The sequence below is a fragment of the Candidatus Electronema sp. JC genome (genome assembly GCF_048287365.2).
Lineage (GTDB): Bacteria > Desulfobacterota > Desulfobulbia > Desulfobulbales > Desulfobulbaceae > Electronema.
Genome location: NZ_JBLWEM020000063.1, coordinates 164,081 through 183,025 on the forward strand (window position 1 = coordinate 164,081; position 18,945 = coordinate 183,025).

Annotated in this window: 14 protein-coding genes; 9 read left to right on the forward strand and 5 right to left on the reverse strand. The window is 59.1% G+C overall.

Annotation, left to right across the window (positions count from 1 at the left end; translation table 11 throughout):
• Positions 1-4 precede the first annotated feature (4 nt).
• Together ACNKH3_RS11180 and ACNKH3_RS11185 are read right to left on the reverse strand one after the other, a co-directional pair.
• Positions 5-1,942, reverse strand: coding sequence for a hypothetical protein (locus ACNKH3_RS11180; protein WP_417916297.1), 1,938 nt, complete (start codon positions 1,940-1,942; stop codon positions 5-7).
• 108 nt (positions 1,943-2,050) lie between these two features.
• Positions 2,051-4,060 (reverse strand): ribonuclease catalytic domain-containing protein, encoded by a 2,010-nt coding sequence (locus tag ACNKH3_RS11185; RefSeq protein ID WP_420209294.1) that lies wholly within the window; start codon positions 4,058-4,060, stop codon positions 2,051-2,053.
• A 271-nt stretch (positions 4,061-4,331) separates the two neighbouring features.
• Between ACNKH3_RS11185 and ACNKH3_RS11190 the strand changes: the two genes are divergently transcribed.
• Together ACNKH3_RS11190 and era are read left to right on the forward strand one after the other, a co-directional pair.
• Positions 4,332-6,251 carry a carboxypeptidase regulatory-like domain-containing protein gene (locus ACNKH3_RS11190; RefSeq protein ID WP_417916299.1) on the forward strand — a complete coding sequence of 640 codons (1,920 nt, stop codon included), beginning with the start codon at positions 4,332-4,334 and terminating at the stop codon, positions 6,249-6,251.
• 3 nt (positions 6,252-6,254) lie between these two features.
• Positions 6,255-7,166 carry a GTPase Era gene (gene era, locus ACNKH3_RS11195; protein ID WP_420209295.1) on the forward strand — a complete coding sequence of 304 codons (912 nt, stop codon included), beginning with the start codon at positions 6,255-6,257 and terminating at the stop codon, positions 7,164-7,166.
• A 6-nt stretch (positions 7,167-7,172) separates the two neighbouring features.
• Here era and yihA read toward each other — a convergent pair whose 3' ends face one another.
• Together yihA and hisG are read right to left on the reverse strand one after the other, a co-directional pair.
• Positions 7,173-7,763 (reverse strand): ribosome biogenesis GTP-binding protein YihA/YsxC, encoded by a 591-nt coding sequence (gene yihA, locus ACNKH3_RS11200; RefSeq protein ID WP_420209296.1) that lies wholly within the window; start codon positions 7,761-7,763, stop codon positions 7,173-7,175.
• The gene (gene hisG / locus ACNKH3_RS11205) at positions 7,760-8,632 is read right to left on the reverse strand and encodes an ATP phosphoribosyltransferase (RefSeq protein ID WP_420209297.1); all 873 of its coding nucleotides are present in this window, start codon (positions 8,630-8,632) and stop codon (positions 7,760-7,762) included. Before hisG ends, yihA begins: the two co-directional genes overlap by 4 nt.
• Positions 8,633-9,312: 680 nt before the next feature.
• On the opposite strand from hisG, the gene ACNKH3_RS11210 reads away from it, so the two are divergent.
• Entirely contained in the window at positions 9,313-9,663 is a 351-nt protein-coding gene (locus ACNKH3_RS11210) for a two-CW domain-containing protein (protein WP_420209298.1), read from the forward strand.
• Here the strand turns inward: ACNKH3_RS11210 and ACNKH3_RS11215 are convergent.
• A complete protein-coding gene (locus ACNKH3_RS11215) occupies positions 9,570-9,860 on the reverse strand; it encodes a hypothetical protein (RefSeq protein WP_420209307.1) in 291 nt (96 codons plus the stop codon). The two genes, ACNKH3_RS11210 and ACNKH3_RS11215, sit on opposite strands and share 94 nt — an antisense overlap.
• 259 nt (positions 9,861-10,119) lie before the next feature.
• Here ACNKH3_RS11215 and selD point away from each other — a divergent pair, with 259 nt between their 5' ends.
• The 6 genes from selD (at position 10,120) to fdhF (ending at position 18,713) form a co-directional block, all read left to right on the forward strand.
• Positions 10,120-11,166, forward strand: a complete 1,047-nt coding sequence (selD, locus tag ACNKH3_RS11220) for a selenide, water dikinase SelD (RefSeq protein ID WP_420209299.1) — start codon at positions 10,120-10,122, stop codon at positions 11,164-11,166.
• A gap of 17 nt (positions 11,167-11,183) precedes the next feature.
• Positions 11,184-11,789, forward strand: coding sequence for a sulfurtransferase-like selenium metabolism protein YedF (yedF, locus tag ACNKH3_RS11225; RefSeq protein ID WP_420209300.1), 606 nt, complete (start codon positions 11,184-11,186; stop codon positions 11,787-11,789).
• A 43-nt stretch (positions 11,790-11,832) separates the two neighbouring features.
• Entirely contained in the window at positions 11,833-13,122 is a 1,290-nt protein-coding gene (locus tag ACNKH3_RS11230; protein ID WP_420209301.1) for a double-cubane-cluster-containing anaerobic reductase, read from the forward strand.
• Between the two features lie 3 nt (positions 13,123-13,125).
• On the forward strand, positions 13,126-13,884 hold the full coding sequence (locus tag ACNKH3_RS11235; RefSeq protein ID WP_417917240.1) for an acyl-CoA dehydratase activase: 759 nt from the start codon (positions 13,126-13,128) through the stop codon (positions 13,882-13,884).
• 111 nt (positions 13,885-13,995) lie between these two features.
• Positions 13,996-14,604: a hydrogenase iron-sulfur subunit gene (locus tag ACNKH3_RS11240; protein WP_417917241.1), complete on the forward strand. Its 609-nt coding sequence runs from the start codon at positions 13,996-13,998 to the stop codon at positions 14,602-14,604.
• Positions 14,601-18,713, forward strand: coding sequence for a formate dehydrogenase subunit alpha (gene fdhF / locus ACNKH3_RS11245; protein WP_420209302.1), 4,113 nt, complete (start codon positions 14,601-14,603; stop codon positions 18,711-18,713). The genes ACNKH3_RS11240 and fdhF overlap by 4 nt, the downstream gene beginning before the upstream one ends.
• Positions 18,714-18,945 lie beyond the last annotated feature (232 nt).

Consider the following 18,945-nt stretch of genomic DNA (forward strand, 5'->3'; position numbering starts at 1 on the left):
CCTGTTAAATCACCGTCTTGCCAATGTCGTGCAGGCCGACGAAAATAAAATTATACACCGACAGCAAAAAAAGAAGAAAGAAGAAACTGTAAAAAATCGGCTTGATGACAATCCGCGCGTAATGATAGCAGAGCATGGCGAACATCGGCGCCATCGGCAGCAGATAACGGCCTTGCGCCTGAAAATCCACTGTCCAGGCGTGATAGATCAGCCCGGCGAAGAAAAAGGCGGTCCAGCCGGCAGCGAGGCCAAGCAGGGTCAGCGCAGGCAGCCCGCCCCGGCAGACTGCGGAAAGGGCCAGCGTCAGCAGCAGAAGCAGGCCGACGGCACGGACATAATCATAATAGGCAAAGGGAGCCGGATATTGCGTGTAGCCATAGACACCGAAGGCGGTGCGGAAGGATTTTTCGCCCCAGCGGTCAAGGGTGAGGAATTCTTTGAGCGTTTTGCCCCGGTCGCGCATCTGAAGATAAATATGCTTCTGCGCCAGCGGAGTGCTGGGCTTGTACATTGGCTCGGCGTACTGCTCGCGGGCGGCAAGCTCCAGCTCGCCCTTCCTGAAGCCGTTGATCCATGCGTCGGTGATTTTGACCGCCGCGAAAAGAGAGCCGCCTATCAGGACGACGGCGGTGAAGCGCGCCAGCGTTCTCCGGCTCCAGACCGGCGGGGCCAGCCGAAGCCGCCAGAAAAAATAAAGGAGGAAGAAGACGTAGAGAAAATAGAAATTCTGCTTCTGAAGGAGGAGCAGGCCGAAGAGCAGGCCCAGACAGAGCGGCGCGGGCCAGCTGGATTGCGGCTCGTCCCGCAGCAGGCGGTTGAGCGCGGACCGTTCCGCCGCCAGCTGCCAGGCGGCGGCCAGACAGAGGGTCACGGCCAGTGCTTCAGAATCTGTGTAGCTGAAAATATACCAAATTTGCGGCGAAATCAGCAAAGGCAGAAAAAAATAGCGGAATTCAGAATTGCTGAGGGCATACAGCATCAATGCGCAGAAAAGCAGCGCGTTGAGCAGCCGCAGGGCCAGATATGGCTCCAGCTGAAAGGGGTTGAGAAAATGCAGACCCTTGCCGGCCAGCAGATAATATATTTCCCCTGAATGCAGCCGGGACACCCCATAGACGCTGTAGGTGTGGGCGATGGCCGGGTCGCCGACGCGCGGCGGCAGGCTGTGATCCTGATAGTAAAGGCTGGCCGCCACATGGACTTTCTCATCCGGGTGGGCGTTGTAGGCGCTGATCACGGCCATGACTAGGATCAGGGCCAAAACGAAGGCGCCCAGCACCGGAACAAAATCCAGCCGCCGGAAGAGCAGGCGGGAAAGAAAGAAGCAGCTGGCCGCCAGCATCAGCAGAGCCAGCCCATGCTCCAGCTCCTCCAGCCAGGATATTTGCCGCTCTGACTGCCGCAGGGCCAGCTCCAGCTGCGGGTCATGGCCGCGCACAGTCATGCTGACCCCGCCCTCCGGCAGCGGAGCCAGTGCGTCCACCTCTGCCACAGCCTTGAGCCGGGCGGCGAAATCCTCCCGGCTGCGCAGCTGATCCAGCGGCAGGCCGCTCTGCCGCAGGGTGACGTGCCGGAGAATGATGCTGGCAGGCTTGTTCTCGCTCGGATCAAGCCGGAGGCGGTCCAAGCCGGAGAGATTGGCGAGCCGGAGCTGATAGCGGCTCTGGCCGGGTTTGATCAGGAGCTGGGCTGATTTTTTTTCGCTGTAGTTGCCATGCTGGTTCGGCCAGTACACTTTGAGGATGGTGCGGGTGTCGGTTTCCAGCTCCAGCTCGATCAGCGCCTTGTTGAAGATAAAGAAATAATAGGCCGCGCTGAAGACCAAGGTCAGCATCAGGATCGCGGGCCATTGTTTGGCCAAGCCGGCTTTTTTTTCGTCAGGCAGAGCCGCGTCTCCGCCCAGACCGTGCAGCGGCTGGGCGGCAAAAACGGATCGGAGCAAGGAAGATATCTGCATGATGAGCACAGGTTGACAGGAATTGCGCAAAATTAAACGCAGTATTTCATGGAATTGTTTTTGCTGATGCGGCGGCTGCGGACAAACGTGCCGCTACCACTCCACCCGCAGCGTGTTTTCCAGCGCGTCGGCCTTGGCGATGCGGACTTTGACCTCGTCGCCCGGCTCGGCCTGCAAAGAGGGATGCGGCGGCAGGTCGATGTCAAAGAGGCAGTCTAAAAGCAGGGCGTTGATGCGCTGCGGGCCGCTGTTGACCACCAGCGCGGGCAGGCTTTTGCCGATTTGATCTTCCAGCCAGCGCAGGATCCAGTAGCGGTGCCGCTGCTGGCGCACCTTGTTGGCGCGGGAGAGCTTGTCTTGAATGATTCCGGCGAATTTCCGGCAGTCATCCATTGAGAAGAGTATGCCTTTGCCGCTGATCAGATTAGCTATTTGCAGCTGCACGGCGGTGTCTAAAACCCGGCGGATGGGCGACGTGACCGTGGTGTAGCAGTTGAGGCCAAGGCCGGAATGCGGCTTCGGATTGGCGGTCAGCTCGCCGCGCGCGAGAAAACGCCGCTGGCAGGCGATGTCGGCCAAACTGTTATGCACCCCGGAGATCAGCCGCTTTTTCGGCGGCGGCTGGGAGCGGAACAGGCCCGGCGCCTCTTGGGCCGCAAGGTACTCGGCGGCAATGCCGTTGGCGAGGATCATGCACTCGGAAACTATGCTGCGGGCGGGCGTGTCCGACGGCGTGAGGCTGACCATCACTTTGTTGCCTTCTTCCAGATAAACAGTCACATCCGGCAAGGACAGCAGCAATGCGCCGCGCTCGGCCCGCTTCTGCCGCAGCTGAAGCTGAAGGCGATTGAGCAGGCGCAGGGCTTTGTCCTCCTCCACCATCCGGTCGGCCTCGGTGTAGGTGAGCTGGCGTTTGACCTGAATGACGCTGAGGACGATTCTGCTGCTGAGGATGTCTCCGTCCGGCGACATTTTCACCAAAAAGCTGACCGCTGGCCGCACCCGGTCTTTGATCAGGCTGAACACGCCCTGCGACAGCTCCTTGGGCATCATCGGCACCTGATTTTCCGGGAAATAGAGCGAGGTGGCCCGCTCCAAGCTCTCGGCGAAAAGCGGGTCTTTCGGCGTGATGAAATAGCTGACATCAGAGACATGCACGCCCACCAGCAGGCTGCCGTCCTCCTGCGGCTCGACATGCAGCGCGTCGTCGTAGTCGCGGGTCGAGGAGCCGTCGATGGTGAAAATATCCAAGCTGCGGAAGTCCTTGCGCTTGGGATCAGCCAGCAGCTCCTCCGCGCTCGGCTCGGCAATGGCGGCGGCATGAGCGATGAGTTCCGGCGCAAAATCCACCGGCTGCCCGGCTTGCAGCAGGGGAATATTTTCATCCCGCTGCCAATAGCCAGCCTGCACCAGCAGCCGGTAGGGATCGCTGGGCCGGTGCAGCCCGGCGTTTTTCAAAAGCTGTCGGACTAAATCAAGGTCGCAGTTCGTGGCCTCGCTGCCGAAAAGGGCGAAATCCGCCAGCCACGAAAGAACGCGCTCACGCTCCGGCCACTCCTCCGCCGTGATCTGCCGCCCTTCCATGATTGCCGCCAGATTGGCCGCGCCAGCTTTGAGCAAGTCCTCCTTCTCCTGCTCGCGTTGCCGTTGCAGGCGGAGCTGCTCGACCTGCTCCGGGCTGTGGACGCTGACCACATCGTTTTTGTATTTGAAGAAGAGCCGGTCTTCAAACACCGCCCGCAGGAAAGCGGCGGTCTGGTCGTCGTTCAGGCTGCCGCCGAAAAAAAGGCCCGCGAGGAAGTCGGGCGGAAAGGCGTTCTGCTCCTCCGCGCTGGCCAGCTCCCAGATTTCCTCCAGCGGAATGGTGCCGGTGAGCGCGGCGCGCTGTTCAGCCATGCCTTTCAGGAGGGCCATGCGGTCTTCGCGGCTGCCCTCAATCTGATGCCGGGTTTTGGAAACCGTCAGCACCCGCGAGGCGGGCAGCACGATTTCCTTGCCGTTCTGATTGAAGAGCCGCAGCCTGCCGCTGCTGTCCTGCAGGACAAGGCCGCAGAGAAAGCGGCCTCCGTCCAAATATTCAACGATGCTTCCTGGAGAGGTCATGGGCGTTTTTCCATCGTGCGGAGCCTCTGGCCCCGCCGCTGCGCTGGCCGGAACGGCGAACGGGCAGTGTTGTTCGGTCTGAAGAATAGGGGAAATATACCGGCAGCCCGGCAAAAAGACAAAAAATTTCTGCGGCGGGGAAGAAGAGGCGGATAAAATATTGCGTCCAGAAACATTCGTGGTAAGCTGCGGTCCCGGCAGCGCCGCCAGCAAAAAATTGACTCAGTCCCGGCAGCATGGTCAGAGATTTAACGTTCATCGGCTGAACATCATGAATTTTTCTTTTATCTCTCGGTCTGCCGCGCTGGCAGTGTTCCTTTTGGTCTTGCAGGCTGCCGTTTGCGCCGCTGCTGAAAACCTGCTGCGGAACCCCGGCGCGGAAGACGGACTTTCACAGCCCGGAGCTTGGCTGCCCTTCGCTGCCGCGCCCGCCGGGGTGCATTTGTCTTGGGAAGAAACTGTTGTCAATTCAGGCAGACGCAGTCTTGGCATTGAAGTGCTGGGACCGGGTTTCGGCCTGTGGCAGCAGACGGTGCCGGTCGCGCAAGGACAGGTTTATCTGCTGACAGGACATGTGGCCTTTCAGGGAATTGCGGAGCCGGACAGCTGTCATTTGCAGATAGTCTTCCGCGATGCGGCAGGCGTGGCGATTTCCACCGCCGACTTTCCCGGACACAGCGGAACCCGCTGGTTCGCCCTCGATTTTCCTGCAAAATTGAAAGTGCGCGCCCCGGCAGGCGCGGCGGTGGCGGATGTGAACTGCATTCTTCGCAGCACAGGCCGGGCTTGGTTTGACGATTTATTTTTTGGCGCGGCACCGGCAGGCCGGATCACTGGCACGGTCACCTCGGCCGGACTGCCTCTGCCCGGAGCGCGTGTCTTTATTTTGAGTGACCCTTGGGGGCGGCGGCTGGAGGCAGTCACAGGTTTGGACGGCAGCTATGTGATTGACAATGTGCCGTCCGCCTTTCCCCGTTACATTCTTCAGGCAGAAGCGCCGGGACACAGAAGCCAAGTCAAAGGCAAAGTGCATGTTGCCGAAGGGGTATCCGCCGCTGTTGACTTCAATCTTCTGACCGGAAAGAATCCTGCGGATGACCTTCGGGTGAAATTCGGCTCAATCGGACTGGTGCGCATTGCTCCATCTCCGACTGTTCCAAACGGAGCGGCGCCGCCGACTGACGCATCAGGCTATCCGGCGGAAGTGTTTCCCTATTTGGCCCCGGACGCGTGCATCACCTCCGACCATCCTGCGGTAAAGGACAGAGCGGAAAAAATCCTCGCCAGCCTTGATCCGCAGCTCCGGCGCGACACGTATTCAATCGCATGGGCTGTCTATGCCTGGGTGGCGCAGCATATTGAGCATGACGGCGTTTTCTTTCATCTTCCAACAGGCGGCATGAGGCAGCCGTACAAGGACGTGACCAGCGGCATCTGGCAGACCATTGGCGATGAGGGCTGGGGAGTCGGCAAAAACATCTATGACTGGGCGTATCGTCCGCATGAACTTCTGCAAATCGGTTCAGGCATCTGCATCGAACACGCCTGGCTGATCACGGCACTCTTGCGGGCTTTAAACATCCCGGCGCGGGCCTTGTTAGGATCTTTGGAATTCTGGGCGCAGGACAGCGCGATGAACGGGGTCTGGATTGGCATCAGTCCTACTGCCGGAAGAGTCGGCTACCGCGAGAAGGGCCTGTTGAGCGACGGATTTGAAGTCGTTGTTCCAACTCATTTTTCTGTTCTCAGCCGTCCCATGCTGCGGGCAGATTGGAATGCCCAGAATGCAGGGCTTTGGCGCGAGACGCATCCTTGGGAGGAGGATTATGAAGGCAGCGAGGCGGGCCGCAGGCAGGCTGCCGCTGATCTGGCCGCATTCGCCTCCTCAGGAGAAGCGCCTTTGCCGAAGAAGATTGCAGACAGCGGAACACCTCCTGAAAAAATATGCAAAATATATTACAGCGACGTGCGGATCAACCTGTATAACATGACTGAACAGCGATTTCTTGATGTCAGATTTCCGCTTGTCACTGACACCGGGAAGCATTGGGCGACTGGCGATCATGCCTATTGGACCAACCATCCTGGCAGCGTTGTCACAACATGGATTGAAGAAATTGCAAATCATCCTGTCGCCGAGTCTGAACGCTGGTTCCATATTCTTTTTGATCTTTCTCCTATACTCCACTGAACCATGCACGAGACAACCAGCTCCGTCCTTCCGCATCACTCCGGCGTGGTCGCCGTGATCGGGCCGCCCAACGCGGGCAAATCCACCCTGCTCAACCGCTGCCTTGAGCAGAAAATTGCCATTGTCACGCCGCTGCCGCAGACAACCCGCAACCGGATTCAAGGCATCCTCACCGGCGAAAACTGGCAGATGCTGCTCTTGGACACACCGGGCCTGCACAAAGCCAAGGAGACCATCAATAAGGAGATGGTGCGGATTGCGATGGAGGCGCTGGCCGAGGCCGACGTGGTGCTGCTGCTCGCCGACGCTTCAGATGGGCGCAGAGAGAAGCGGCGCGAGGAATATCTCGCCTGGCTGGAGCGGGTGCGCTGTCCGGTTGTGCTGGCTCTGAACAAGACCGACTTGGTCAGCCGCGAGCAGCAGCTGCCGCTGATTGAATGGCACAGCGCGCTGCATCCGTTCGCGGCGGTGGTGCCGATCTCCGCCCTCAGCGGTGAGGGCGTGCAAGAGCTGCTGCGCGAGCTGGTCAGCCGCCTGCCGGAAGGGCCGCAGTATTATCCGGCGGACATGCCCACTGACTCGACCGAGCGCTTCATCGCCGCCGAGCTGATCCGGGAGAAAATTTTCCTCCGCACACAGCAGGAGGTGCCGTATTCCACAGCGGTGCTGATTGACGCTTTTCAGGAGGACGTGGAGAAGGGGCAGGCGGTGATTCATGCCACCATTCTGGTTGAGCGCGATTCGCAGAAAGGCATCCTGATCGGCAAAAACGGGGCGATGCTTGGCTCGATCCGTAAAAGCGCGACCAAAGAAATTGAGGAAATGCTGGGCTGCAAGGCCCAGCTCAGGCTTTTTGTCAAAGTGCGGAAAGGCTGGACGGAAAATGCGCAAATTCTGCGCGAACTGGGGATGTAAGGTCTCTCAGCCCTGCCCGGCAAAGGCTGTCAGCCTCTGCCGCAGCTCCTCGCAGCCCTGCCTAGTTTGCGAGGAGAAGAGCAGGCGGTCTGCTGGGCGGATGCTGAGGGCCGCGTCCAAGGCGGCGGCCTGCTTGGCCTGCTCATTGTTGGAGAGCTTGTCCGCCTTGGTGTAGACGATGAGGAAGGGCTTGCCGTTGGTGTCCAACCAGTCGATCATCTCGCGGTCCAGCTGCTTCAGCTCGTGGCGCAGATCAATGATCACCACCACACAGGCCAGTGCTGTCCGGCTGATGATGTAGCCGTTGATCAAGTCCAGCCAACCCTCGCGGGTCTGCTGATTCTTCTTGGCAAAGCCGTAGCCGGGCAGGTCAACTAAGTACAGCCCGCCTTCCACCTTGAAGAAGTTCAGACTCTCGGTCTTGCCCGGCTTGGAGCTGGTTTTGACTAAGTTCTTGCGACTGACGAGGGTGTTGATCAGACTCGACTTGCCGACGTTGGAGCGCCCAGCAAAGGCGATCTCCGGGATAAGCTGTTCCGGCAGCTTGCGCAGGTCGTAGACTGAATCAACGAAGGCTACCTTAGTGAATTCGATCATATCACTTTGTTGAGCGAATACTCAATGATTCCCTGCGCGCCCAGCTTCTTCAGCTTGGGGATGAGGTCGCGCACTTGGTGCTCGGAGATGACCGTCTCCACTGAAAACCACGGCTGCTTGTGCAGACGGGCGACCGTAGGCGCAGTGACGCTGGGCAGAATCGCCAGCACCGCGTCAAAGTCTTCCTCAGGCACGTTCATCTTCAGGCCGACGATCTTGTCCGCCCGCAGCGAGCCTTGCAGGAGCATGGCCAAGTGCTCGATCTTCTCCTTCTTCCACGGGTCAGCAAGGGCCTGCTTGCTGGCGATGAGCTGGGTATTCGACTGCATCAGCTCGTGGATGACCCGCAGGCCGTGCGCCCGGATCGTCGCCTCGGTCTCGGTCACTTCCACGATGGCATCGGCCAGCCCGGAAACCGCCTTGGCCTCAGTCGCGCCCCAGGAAAAGGCGATGTCCACCTTCAGGCCGCGTCCCTCGAAGAAGCTGCGAGTGACGTTGACCAGCTCAGTGGCGATCTTCTTGCCATCCAACTGCTCCACCGTGGTGATGGTCGAATCGCCCGGCACGGCGATGACCCAGCGGGTGGGCTTGCGGCTGACCTTGGAATAGACCAAATCCTCAATCACTTCCACGTCAGAGCCGTTCTCCAGCGTCCAGTCTTTGCCGGTGATGCCCGCGTCCAGCATTCCGTCCTCGACGTAGCGGGACATCTCCTGCGGGCGGCAGATGTAGATGGACAGCTCCGGGTCGTCCACTTCAGGGAAATAGTTGCGGGAAGTCATGCTGATCTTCCAGCCCGCCTTCTTGAACAGCTCGACGGTCGCTTGCTCCAGACTGCCTTTGGGCAGGCCCACTTTCAATACGCTCATAACATACCTCGAAATGTAACAAATATAGCGCTTTTCTGGTTAAACAAAAGTCAAGTCAACGTGATGACAAGTTAAAAAATCGCCAGATTTTTTTGATGACTTGCTGTGCAGTTGCTTTTCAATCAGCATTTTTGCTGAATTTTTCATGTTAAATATTTTTTTGATCAATCTAAATAAAAAATTTGCCGCTATTTATGTCGTCATGCTCAGCAGCAGGCAGTAATTTTGATTATTTGCAACGGTTGCACGCAAACTGCTCGGCTTCTGCGCAACATTTTGATTTTATACATTTAATCTTGAACCGCAAAAAACATTTTGATTTTTGTTCAACCAGCCGCTGCTATATATAACAAAAAATTACTCTGCTGAGAATGACTTTCTCGAAACTCTGCGACAGGCGGGGCGATTTTCTTCCTCTTGCCGCCGCAGGCGGCGGCAGTTCCGCGTCCGCCTGCCTGAGTAAAAATTTTCCAGTTTGCCACCCGTTTTTGGGTAAAAATTACACACCTTCAAGATGCCGCCAACCGCGCTGCTCATCAATCGGAATGAAAATCATTCTCAAATCATATTGATATGAAAGCGCAGCGCATTTCCTCGGAATATCAGGCATGTTTTTTGCATGAACAGCAGCGTTGTCCGTCTTTCATCCAAATAAGAGTGCAACAGCGTGTGAGGAAAATATGAACTGCTGGGAATACAACAAATGCGGACGCGAAAGAGGCGGCCTTAACGCCAAACTGCACGGTGTCTGTCCTGCCTGGCCTGATTACGGTCAGCAGTGCGCCCGTGTCGCCGGAACATTCTGCGGCGGCAAAGTGCAGGGAACTTTTGTCACAAAATTGCTCAGTTGCATGAAGTGCGACTTCTATCAGAGCGAGCATTACGACAAAACCTATAGAAAAAAAAGCTGCTGTTTGAACAGAACGACAGCAGCTCATCATCCGAGCGAGCAAGACAAGCTGTCCCATCCGGCCTTGAGTCTTTTCGCCTTCACATCAAGTTTGCTTTTCCCCCGCTTCAGAAGGCTGTAGGCTGCTGTCGCGCTGCAGCTGCGAATCAGTTCCGGTCTGCGCGCAGGTTCGACCACCCGTCCGACTGCGCCTGCCTGCCGCTGCGGCAGCCTTTCCATTCTTCTCTTGCAATTCCGATCAAAGTATGTCAACTTGACTCCAAGCGGCACGCTTTTTAATTCATTCAAGATCGCCCTATACTGACTGTTTGTTTTCATAGCTGAAACTGCTGTCTCCGGCCCGGTTCGGGTTCGGAACAACTGTCGGCGGCCTTCGTCCTTTCCTGACGCTCTCCCTGCGGAATTCCGCATCTCTCTGACAGCTCGGACGGACTGAAAGCCGTCTGACGCATAACCGTGTTCAACACATTGCTTTCCCGGCATTGCTGCGGAGAGGCGTGTTTTTTTACCTTCACGGCGAGAGCATGTCTGCTTGTCATTCTCAATTTTTCTCCTCATTACAATGGAGGTGTGCGGCATGAATGCTGAAACCATCCGCCTGACCCGCACCGTCAAAGGGGCGGGCTGCGCCGCCAAACTGCCGCCCGGCGATCTTGACCGGGTGCTCTGCGGCCTTGATCTGCCCGTTGATGAGAACCTGCTGATCGGCTTGGAACGCGCTGATGACGCAGGCGTGTATCGGCTGAGTGACGACTTGGCCTTGGTGCAGACCCTCGACTTTTTTCCGCCTATGGTGGACGATCCCTTCGCCTTTGGCCGGATCGCCGCCGCCAATGCGGTCAGCGATGTCTATGCCATGGGCGGCATCCCGAAAACTGCGATGAACATTGTCGCCTTTCCGAGGAGCATGCTGGATCTTTCCGTGCTGCGCCAAGTCATTGAGGGCAGCCTCGCTGCTCTGCGGGAGGCCGACGTTGTTCTGGTGGGCGGCCACACCATTGATGATCCTGAGCTGAAATATGGCCTGTCCGTGACCGGCTTCATCCATCCGGCGAAAATACTACGGAAAAAGCAGCTGCGGCTGGGCGACAAACTGCTGCTCACCAAGCCGCTCGGCACCGGCATCATCTGCACCGCGATCAAAGCGGGCATGGCTGACGAGGCGGTGACAGGTCGGGTGATTGCAAACATGGCCGCTCTCAACCGGACAGCCGCCGAGGTGATGGCAGAATTTTCGATCAGCGCCTGCACTGACATCACTGGATTCGGTCTTCTGGGTCATTTGGCCGAAATGGCGGTGGATTCAGGTTATGGTCTGCGGGTCAATGCGAGCCTGCTGCCGCATTACCCGGAGGCTTTGGAATGGGCAGGCATGGGGCTGGTTCCGGCGGGGACATACAACAACCGGCAGTTCAGGGGCAAATTTGTTGAGTTTGCGCCGACAGTTTCGCCCGTTGTCCGTGACCTCTGCTTTGATCCCCAGACTTCGGGCGGCCTGCTGATGGCGGTGGCGGCAGGCGAGGCTGAGCGTTTGCTCGCCGCCCTGCACAATCGGGGCGTGAGCGCGGCAGCCATTATTGGCGAAGTGGTGGCGGAGCCGAAAGAAATGATCATAGTTGCCTAATAAAACGGAGAAAGATCATGAAAGAACTTGATTGTCGCGGACTGTCCTGTCCACTGCCAGTGATGCAGCTTCGCGATCTGCTTGCCCAAGGAAAACCGGCCAGCGTCACGATGCTTGTTGACAACGAGGCGGCGAAGGAAAACGTCAGCCGTTTTCTCATCCATCAGGGCTATCAGGTGACAGCGGCGGAAATACATGGTGATTTCAAGGTGGTCGGCACAAATGCCGATACAGCCTGCGAGATCATGAGCGGGCAGGAGCTGACCGCCGCTGCGGCGAGCGGCAGCAAGAAAATCTTGATGATGATCACCTCTGACCGCATCGGCCACGGCGATGACGAGCTGGGCACCAAGCTGCTCTTGAATTTTCTCAAAACCCTCAAAGAAATGGGGCCTGATCTCTGGCGCATGGTCTTCGTCAACAACGGAGTCAAGCTGACGGTGGAACAAGCCGAATCCCTGCCTGTCCTGCAAGAACTGGCTGCCGCCGGGGTCTCCCTCTTGGTCTGCGGCGCCTGCCTCAATCATTTCCAGCTGCTCGACAAAAAGCAGGTCGGCGAGACCTCCAACATGCTGGACATCGTCACTTCGCTGCAAGTCGCGGACTCGGTGATAAATATTTAGCAAACCCGGCTGACAGCATTATTTACTCAAGGAGAAAACAGCGATGAGCGATTTTGAAATCAAGGCCTGCCCTGAAATCTGGCAGTCCTTAGGCGTGGATGTGGAGCGGTTTGACAAGGCCCGCCGGATGCTCGGTGAAGCCTTCGCGAAAACATTCCTGAGTCAGAAAAACAGGCCGCAGGGCATGGCCTATTTTGACGGCATGATCGCCGAGCTGCACAGCGGGCGGATTAAAGAGCTGCTGGCCGCGAAAGAGCAGGGCCGCCCGGTGATCGGCGCCTTCTGCGTCTACATCCCGGAGGAAATTGTCCTCGCCGCTGGCGGCATCTGCGTCGGGCTGTGCGGCGGCTCGCAAGGCTCCATCCCGGATGCGGAAAAGATACTGCCGCGCAACATCTGCCCAATGGTCAAATCCATCTATGGCTTTAAAGCGGGCCGAATTTGTCCGTATTTTGAGGCGGTGGATTTTGTCTGCGGCGAAACCACCTGCGATGCCAAGAAGAAGACGTGGGAGCTGCTTGACCGGCTGATTCCAACCTATGTCATGGAAATTCCGCAGTGCAAGAAGCCGCGTGACATCGCCCTCTGGCTGGATGAGGTCAAAGCCTTCAAAGCAAAAGTGGAAGAAGCCGCAGGCAAAGCTATCACCGAGGCTGATTTGGCGGCGGCGGTCAAGGTGATGAACAGCAAGCGCAAGGCCTTGCAGCGGCTGAACAGCCTGCGCCATCGCCAGCCGAGTCCCATTTCCGGCAAAGACAGTCTGCTGATTGAGCAGATCGCCTTTTATGATGAGCCGGTGCGCTTCACGCAGCAGCTGAACATCCTTTGCGACGAGCTGGAGCAGCGCGTCCAAGCGGGCATGGCTGCCGCTCCCGCCAATGCTGTGCGGGTGATGATGGCGGGCACGCCGATGGCCCTGCCGAACTGGAAAATTCACAACATTGTGGAAAGCGCGGGCGCGGTGATCGTCAACGACGAGTCCTGCATCGGCACCCGTTATTTCAAGGATCTGATTGATGAATCCGTCACCGGCATGGACAAGATGCTGGCCGCGCTCACCGACCGCTGCAAGAATATTGACTGCTCCTGCTTCACGCCCAACAGTGAGCGGGTCAGCCAAGTCATCAAGGAGTTCCGCGACTCGCAGGCGCAGGGAATCATCAACTGCTCGCTTCAGTTCTGCCACACCTACAACATCGAAGAGGTGAAAATCCGCGAAGCCTGCGAGCAGGAGGGCATTCCCTGCATGTTCATTGAGTCCGACTACTCGCAGGAGGATGTCGGCCAGCTCAGAACGCGGATCGAAGCCTTTATCGAGCAGATCGGCGGATGAAGCATGTTTGTCGGCATTGACATGGGTTCCCGCACCGTCAAGATGGCGGTGTGGGACGGCGAGCGTCTGGTGGCGCACCAGATTGCCGAATCCGGCTTTGAACCGCACCGGCAGGCAGAGAAGATGCTGGCCCGCATCAAGGCGAAAACCGTGGTGGCCACCGGCTATGGCCGGCATCTGGCGGCGGAGCATTTTGCCGACCGGGTGATCACGGAAATCAAGGCGCACTCCGCAGGCATCCATCATCAGTTTCCCGACTGCACGGCGATTGTTGATGTCGGCGGCCAAGACTCCAAAATCATTGTCCTGAACGCCGAAGGCCGGGTGGTCAATTTTCAGATGAATGACAAATGCGCCGCAGGCACAGGCCGATTTCTCGAAATCATGGCCGCGTCGCTGGCCTACACCTTGGATGAGTTTGGTGCGGCAGCTTTAGCCGCAGATCATGCCGCGCAGATCAGCTCCATGTGCGCCGTGTTTGCCGAATCGGAGGTCATCTCGATGAAAAACCGAGGCATCCCCCGCGAGCAGATTGCCCGCGCTGTGCATGTCTCGGTCGTGAACCGGCTGGCCGCCATGCTGGCCCGTTCCGGCGGCGGCGCGGCAGCGGTGGCCTTCTCCGGCGGGGTGGCGCGGAATTCCTGCATTGTCAGCCTGCTGCGGGAGCACTTGGGGCCAGCAGTCAGGCTGAAGGTGCCGTCTGTGCCGGATCTCACCGGTGCCTTCGGCGCAGCCTTGACCGCTGCTGAAGGCAGGACGTAATGGAGAAATTTGCAGCGGCATGGCAGGCCATCTGCTGTTGGCTGAAAGCATAATGCTAAAAAATCCGCTGCGCTGTGCAGCGTCTCATTTTTAACTCACGGAGAAAGGGCAATGTCTGACTATCAACCAAAAATTCTGGGCTTCCTGTGCAACTGGTGCTGTTACACCGCCGCTGACTCCGCCGGCGTGGGCCGCTATCAATACCCGCCCAACCTGCGCGTCATCCGCATGATGTGCACCGGCAGGCTGGATCCTTCCTTCCCTCTGGAAGGGCTGGCCAACGGAGCGGACGCAGTCTTTGTCGGCGGCTGCCATCCGGGCGAGTGCCACTACATTGACGGCAACTACCACGCGCTGGTCTCCGCCGCCTTGGTGCATGAGACCTTGGAGCGTTTGGGCCTTAGCAAAGACCGCTTCCTGATTGAATGGGCATCTGCTGCTGAGGGTCCGAACTTTGTCAAGATCATCACTAAATTCACCCAGCGGGCTGTTGAGCTGGGGCCGTTAGGCAAGGCTGAGGGGCTGAATGAGGCCGAGCTGCGCAGGAAGCTGGCGGAGGCGGCGGAGGTCTCCCGCAATGCCAAAGTCCGCACTGGCCTGATCAGCGCGAGCAAAGAGATGATGAAGAGCGGCGACTATTCTCGGTCTGCCATTGCTGCCTTGGTGGCGGCCAAGTGCGACAAGAACCTGACTGAACTGATAGGAGCGCGAGCAGCATGAGCACGACCGCAACTCTGACCATCAACGGCCAGCAGTTCAGCCTTGCCGCCGGACAGACCATCTTGGCTGCGGCGGATCAGGCGGGCATCAGGATTCCCCGCCTCTGCCATCTGCCCGGAAAAAAGGATGCTGACCGGCCCTGCCTGCTTTGCCTTGTCGAGGTCAACGGCAAGAAGGCGCGGGCCTGCCGCACCGAGATCGCCGAAGGCATGGTGATCGAGACTGCAACGCCGGAGCTGCTTGCCCACCGCAAGGAGCGGCTGACCCAGCTGGCCGCTGTGCATTACGGCGACTGCAAGGCGCCCTGCAACCTGACCTGCCCTGGCTCGATCAACGTGCAGGGCTACATCGGCCTGATCGCCCAAGGGCAGCACAGCGCGGCCCTGCGCCTGATCAAGGAAGTGAACCCGCTGCCCGGCATCGTCTGCCGCGTCTGCCCGGCTTTCTGCGAGAGCCGCTGCCGTCGTTCGCTCTTGGATGACGCGATCGCCATCAACAACCTGAAGCGTTTCGTCTCCGAGTACGCAGCGCAGCATCCGCTGCCGCAAGAGCCGTGCGCTCCGGCCACAGGCCGCAAAGCCGCTGTCATCGGCGGCGGCCCGGCTGGCCTGAGCGCAGCGTGGTTCCTCCGCAAGCAGGGCCACAGCGTCACCATCTTTGAGGCTGCTGCGCAGCTCGGCGGCCTGCCGCGCACAGCCATGCCCGCCTTCAAGATGCCCAAGGACGCGCTGGCGCGGGAGATTGCCAATGTCCTCGCGCTGGGCGTGGAGGCGAAGACCGGCACAGCGTGGGGCAAGGATTTTTCGCTCGCTGATCTCCAGCAGCAGGGCTACGAGGCTATCTTCATCGCCGCTGGTCTCTCTGGCCGGAAGAAGCTGGCCGTGCCCGGTGCCGAATTGGCGCAGGACGGCATGGATTTCCTTGCTCAGGTCAATGCAGGGGCGAATGTAGGGGCGGTTCATGAACCGCCCCTACGTGGCAAAGTGCTGATCATCGGCGGCAGCAAGGCAGCGATTGAGTCGGCCCGCTGCGCCGTGCGCCTTGGCGCAAGCGAAGTGACCGTGGCCTTTGACCGACCGCTGGAAGACATGGCCGCCTATGAGAAGGACGTGTCCATGGCCATGCGGGAGAAAGTGCGCTTCCTGCCCATGACCACGCCGCTCTCCATCCGGCAGGAGCAAGACGGTGTTGTGGTCGAGCTAACCAAGATGGTCTTCTTGGAAGCAGATCAGCGCGGCCAGCGGCAGACTGCGCCTGCGGACGGCTCGCTCCTGCGCTGGGAAGGCGCACTGGTGCTGAACGGTCTTGGCCAAGAAGGCGATGACGCGTTCCACAGCTTCGGCGAGCTGGAAGGCAAGCTGGCAGTCAATCCCAATAAGACGATCAAAGTCAGCCCCTCCACTTTGCATACCAATCTGCCCGGCATCTACGCGGGCGGTGAGATTGCCAGCGGTGCCAAGGCGGTGATTCAGGCGGTGAACGCGGGCCGCAAGGCTGCTGAAGCCATGCACCGGCAGTTCGGCGGGACAGAGACCGAGCTGGCCGACGGCAGCTTCAACTTCAGCAAGGGCAAGAAGTTTGAGGATGTTAACCTGCGCAACTACAGCGGCATGACTGTGCAGCCGCGTTTGCGTCTGCCCGTGCGTCCGGTCGCTGACCGCAGCCGCGACTTCCGCGAGAGCGAGCTGGGCTATACCGAAGAGATGGCCGTGCGCGAGGCGCAGCGTTGCCTGTCGTGTGGCTGCACCGGCCTGAGCAAGTGCGAACTGCGCCCGCTCTGCCGCGAGCATAAGGTGCCGCTCTCTGTTGCCCCGAACAAGCAGCAGGCAGTGCCAGATGACTCCCATCTCTTTATTACTATAGACGCGAACCGCTGCACCGCTTGCCAACGCTGCGAGCGGGTCTGCGAATTCAATGCCTTCGCGTTCTCCTGCGAACGCGGCAAGGACGGCAGCCCGCATAGCATTCAGCTGAAGATCAAGGAGAACTGCGTCTCCTGCGGGGCCTGCGTAGATGCCTGCCCGACCGGCGCATTGACCAAGAAGGAGCTGGCTGTTCCGCTCCTGCCCGGCGAGGCAGAAAGCACCCGCAGCGTCTGCACCTACTGCGGCACCGGATGCAGCATTGACATTCAGGCCAAGCACGGTGCTATTCTGGAGGTCAAGTCCTTTGCTGATGCGCCGCCTAATCAAGGCGACCTCTGCGTGAAGGGCCGTTTTGGCTGGGACTTCTACCGCCACAAAGAACGCTTGACCGTGCCGCTGATCCGCGAGCACCTTGATCAGCCTTTCCGCAAAGCCACATGGCCGGAAGCTCTGGCCTTTGCTGCTGCGGGCTTCAAGCGTATTCAAGAACAGCAAGGCTCGGCAGCACTGGGCGTGCTCTCCTCCTCGCGCTGCGAGAACGAGGTCAACTACCTCGCTCAGAAGTTCTGCCGCACCGTCTTCCGCAGCAACTCGGTGGACAACTGCGCCCGCGTCTGCCATGCACCATCAGTGAGCGGCCTGCGCATCGCCCTTGGCAGCGGCGCGGCGACCAACTCGTTGGCTGACATCGAAGGGGCCGAGGTGCTGCTGATCAGCGGATCGAACACCACTGAGGCTCATCCGGTGCCGGGCATGAAGGTCAAACGCGCACTCGGCAAGGGAGCCAAGCTGATCGTCATTGATCCACGCAAGACCGAGCTGGCAGCACGGGCTGATATTCATCTCCAGCTCATTCCCGGCACCAACGTTCTGCTGCTCAACTCCCTGCTCAGTGCTATTTTCGACGAAGGCTTGGAGGACAAGGACTTCATCGCCAATCGGACGGAGAACAGCGAGGCGGTGCGCCAGCATCTGGCCGCGTATTCGCCTGAAGTGATGGAAGCGCAAAGCGGGGTTCCCGCCGCGCTGGTGCGGCAGGCAGCACGGCTCTATTGCAGCACCAAGAAGGGCATGATCCTCTACGGTCTCGGCATGACCGAGCACCGCAACGGCACCCAAGGCGTGATGGGCCTGGCCAACATCGCACTGGCTTCGGGCAACGTCGGCAGGCCGAGCGCGGGCATCTGTCCGTTGCGTGGCCAGAACAACGTCCAAGGCTCTTGCGACATGGGCGCACTGCCCTATGTTTATTCGGGCTATCAGGACGTGGCGGATGATGCCGCCCGCAGCCGGATGGAGCAGCTCTGGCAGTGCAGCCTGTCTAACGTGCAGGGCATGACTGAGCCGGAGATGTACGAAGCCGCCCGCGCTGGTCAGTTCAAGGGCCTGTACTGCATCGGTTATGACCCGGTGCACACGCAGGGCGATGTCAACAACGTGCAGGCTGCCTTCCGGCAAATGGACATTGTGGTGGTGCAGGACATCTTCTTGACCAAGACAGCGCAGATGGCGCACGTGGTGCTGCCTGCCTCCTGCTTCTACGAGAAGGATGGCACCTTCACCAATGCCGAGCGGCGCATCCGGCGCATCCGCAAGGCCGTGGAGTCCTTGGGCGAATCCCGGCATGATTGGAAGATAGTCTGCGATTTGGCGCAGGCGATGGGCCATAAGATGGACTACGCCGACGCGGCAGCGGTGATGGACGAGATCGCCGCCTGCTCGCCGATGCTCGGCGGGGTGAAGTACGACCGCCTTGAAGGCGAGGGCTTGATCTGGCCCTGCCCGACCTGCGAACATCCGGGCACGCCCATCCTGCACAAGGAGAGCTTCACGCGCGGCAAAGGCTATTTCTCGGTGCTCAACAATGTGGAGACGCTGGAGCGGCCTGACGCGGAATACCCGCTCATCCTTGTCACTGGTCGGCGGCGCGAGCATTACAACAACGGCTCTATGACTCGACGCTGCTCCGGCCTGCTCGCTCTGGTGCCGGAAGAACTGGTGGAAATCCACCCGGACGATGCTGCACGGCTCGGCATCGCGGACGGCCAGCGGGTGCTGGTCAGTTCGCGGCGCGGCGCAATTGAGCTGACCGCTTGGGTGACTGAGCGCAGCCGTCCTGGTTCGGTCTTCATGGCCTTCCATCACGAAGAGCCGCTGACCAACGTCCTCACCAGCCCCGGTGTGGATGAGATCGCGCTCACGCCGGAGTACAAGGCCTGCGCGGTGCGGGTGGCGGTCGCCTGATCAGGCAATAAAAAAGGAGCGGCTTATGTTAGGCCGCTCCTTTTTTGTTCGCACAACATCAGTAGAAGTTACGCAGTTGGCAAAAATCTGGTATAGCCAAAGCAGTATAAAATGACTACACTGTGAGTATGGCATACTCAATAGATTTTCGACGGAAGGTTTTGGAGATCAAAGACCAGGACGGTCTGAGCTTTGAAGAGACGGCTCTGCGTTTCGGAGTCAGCAAATCAAG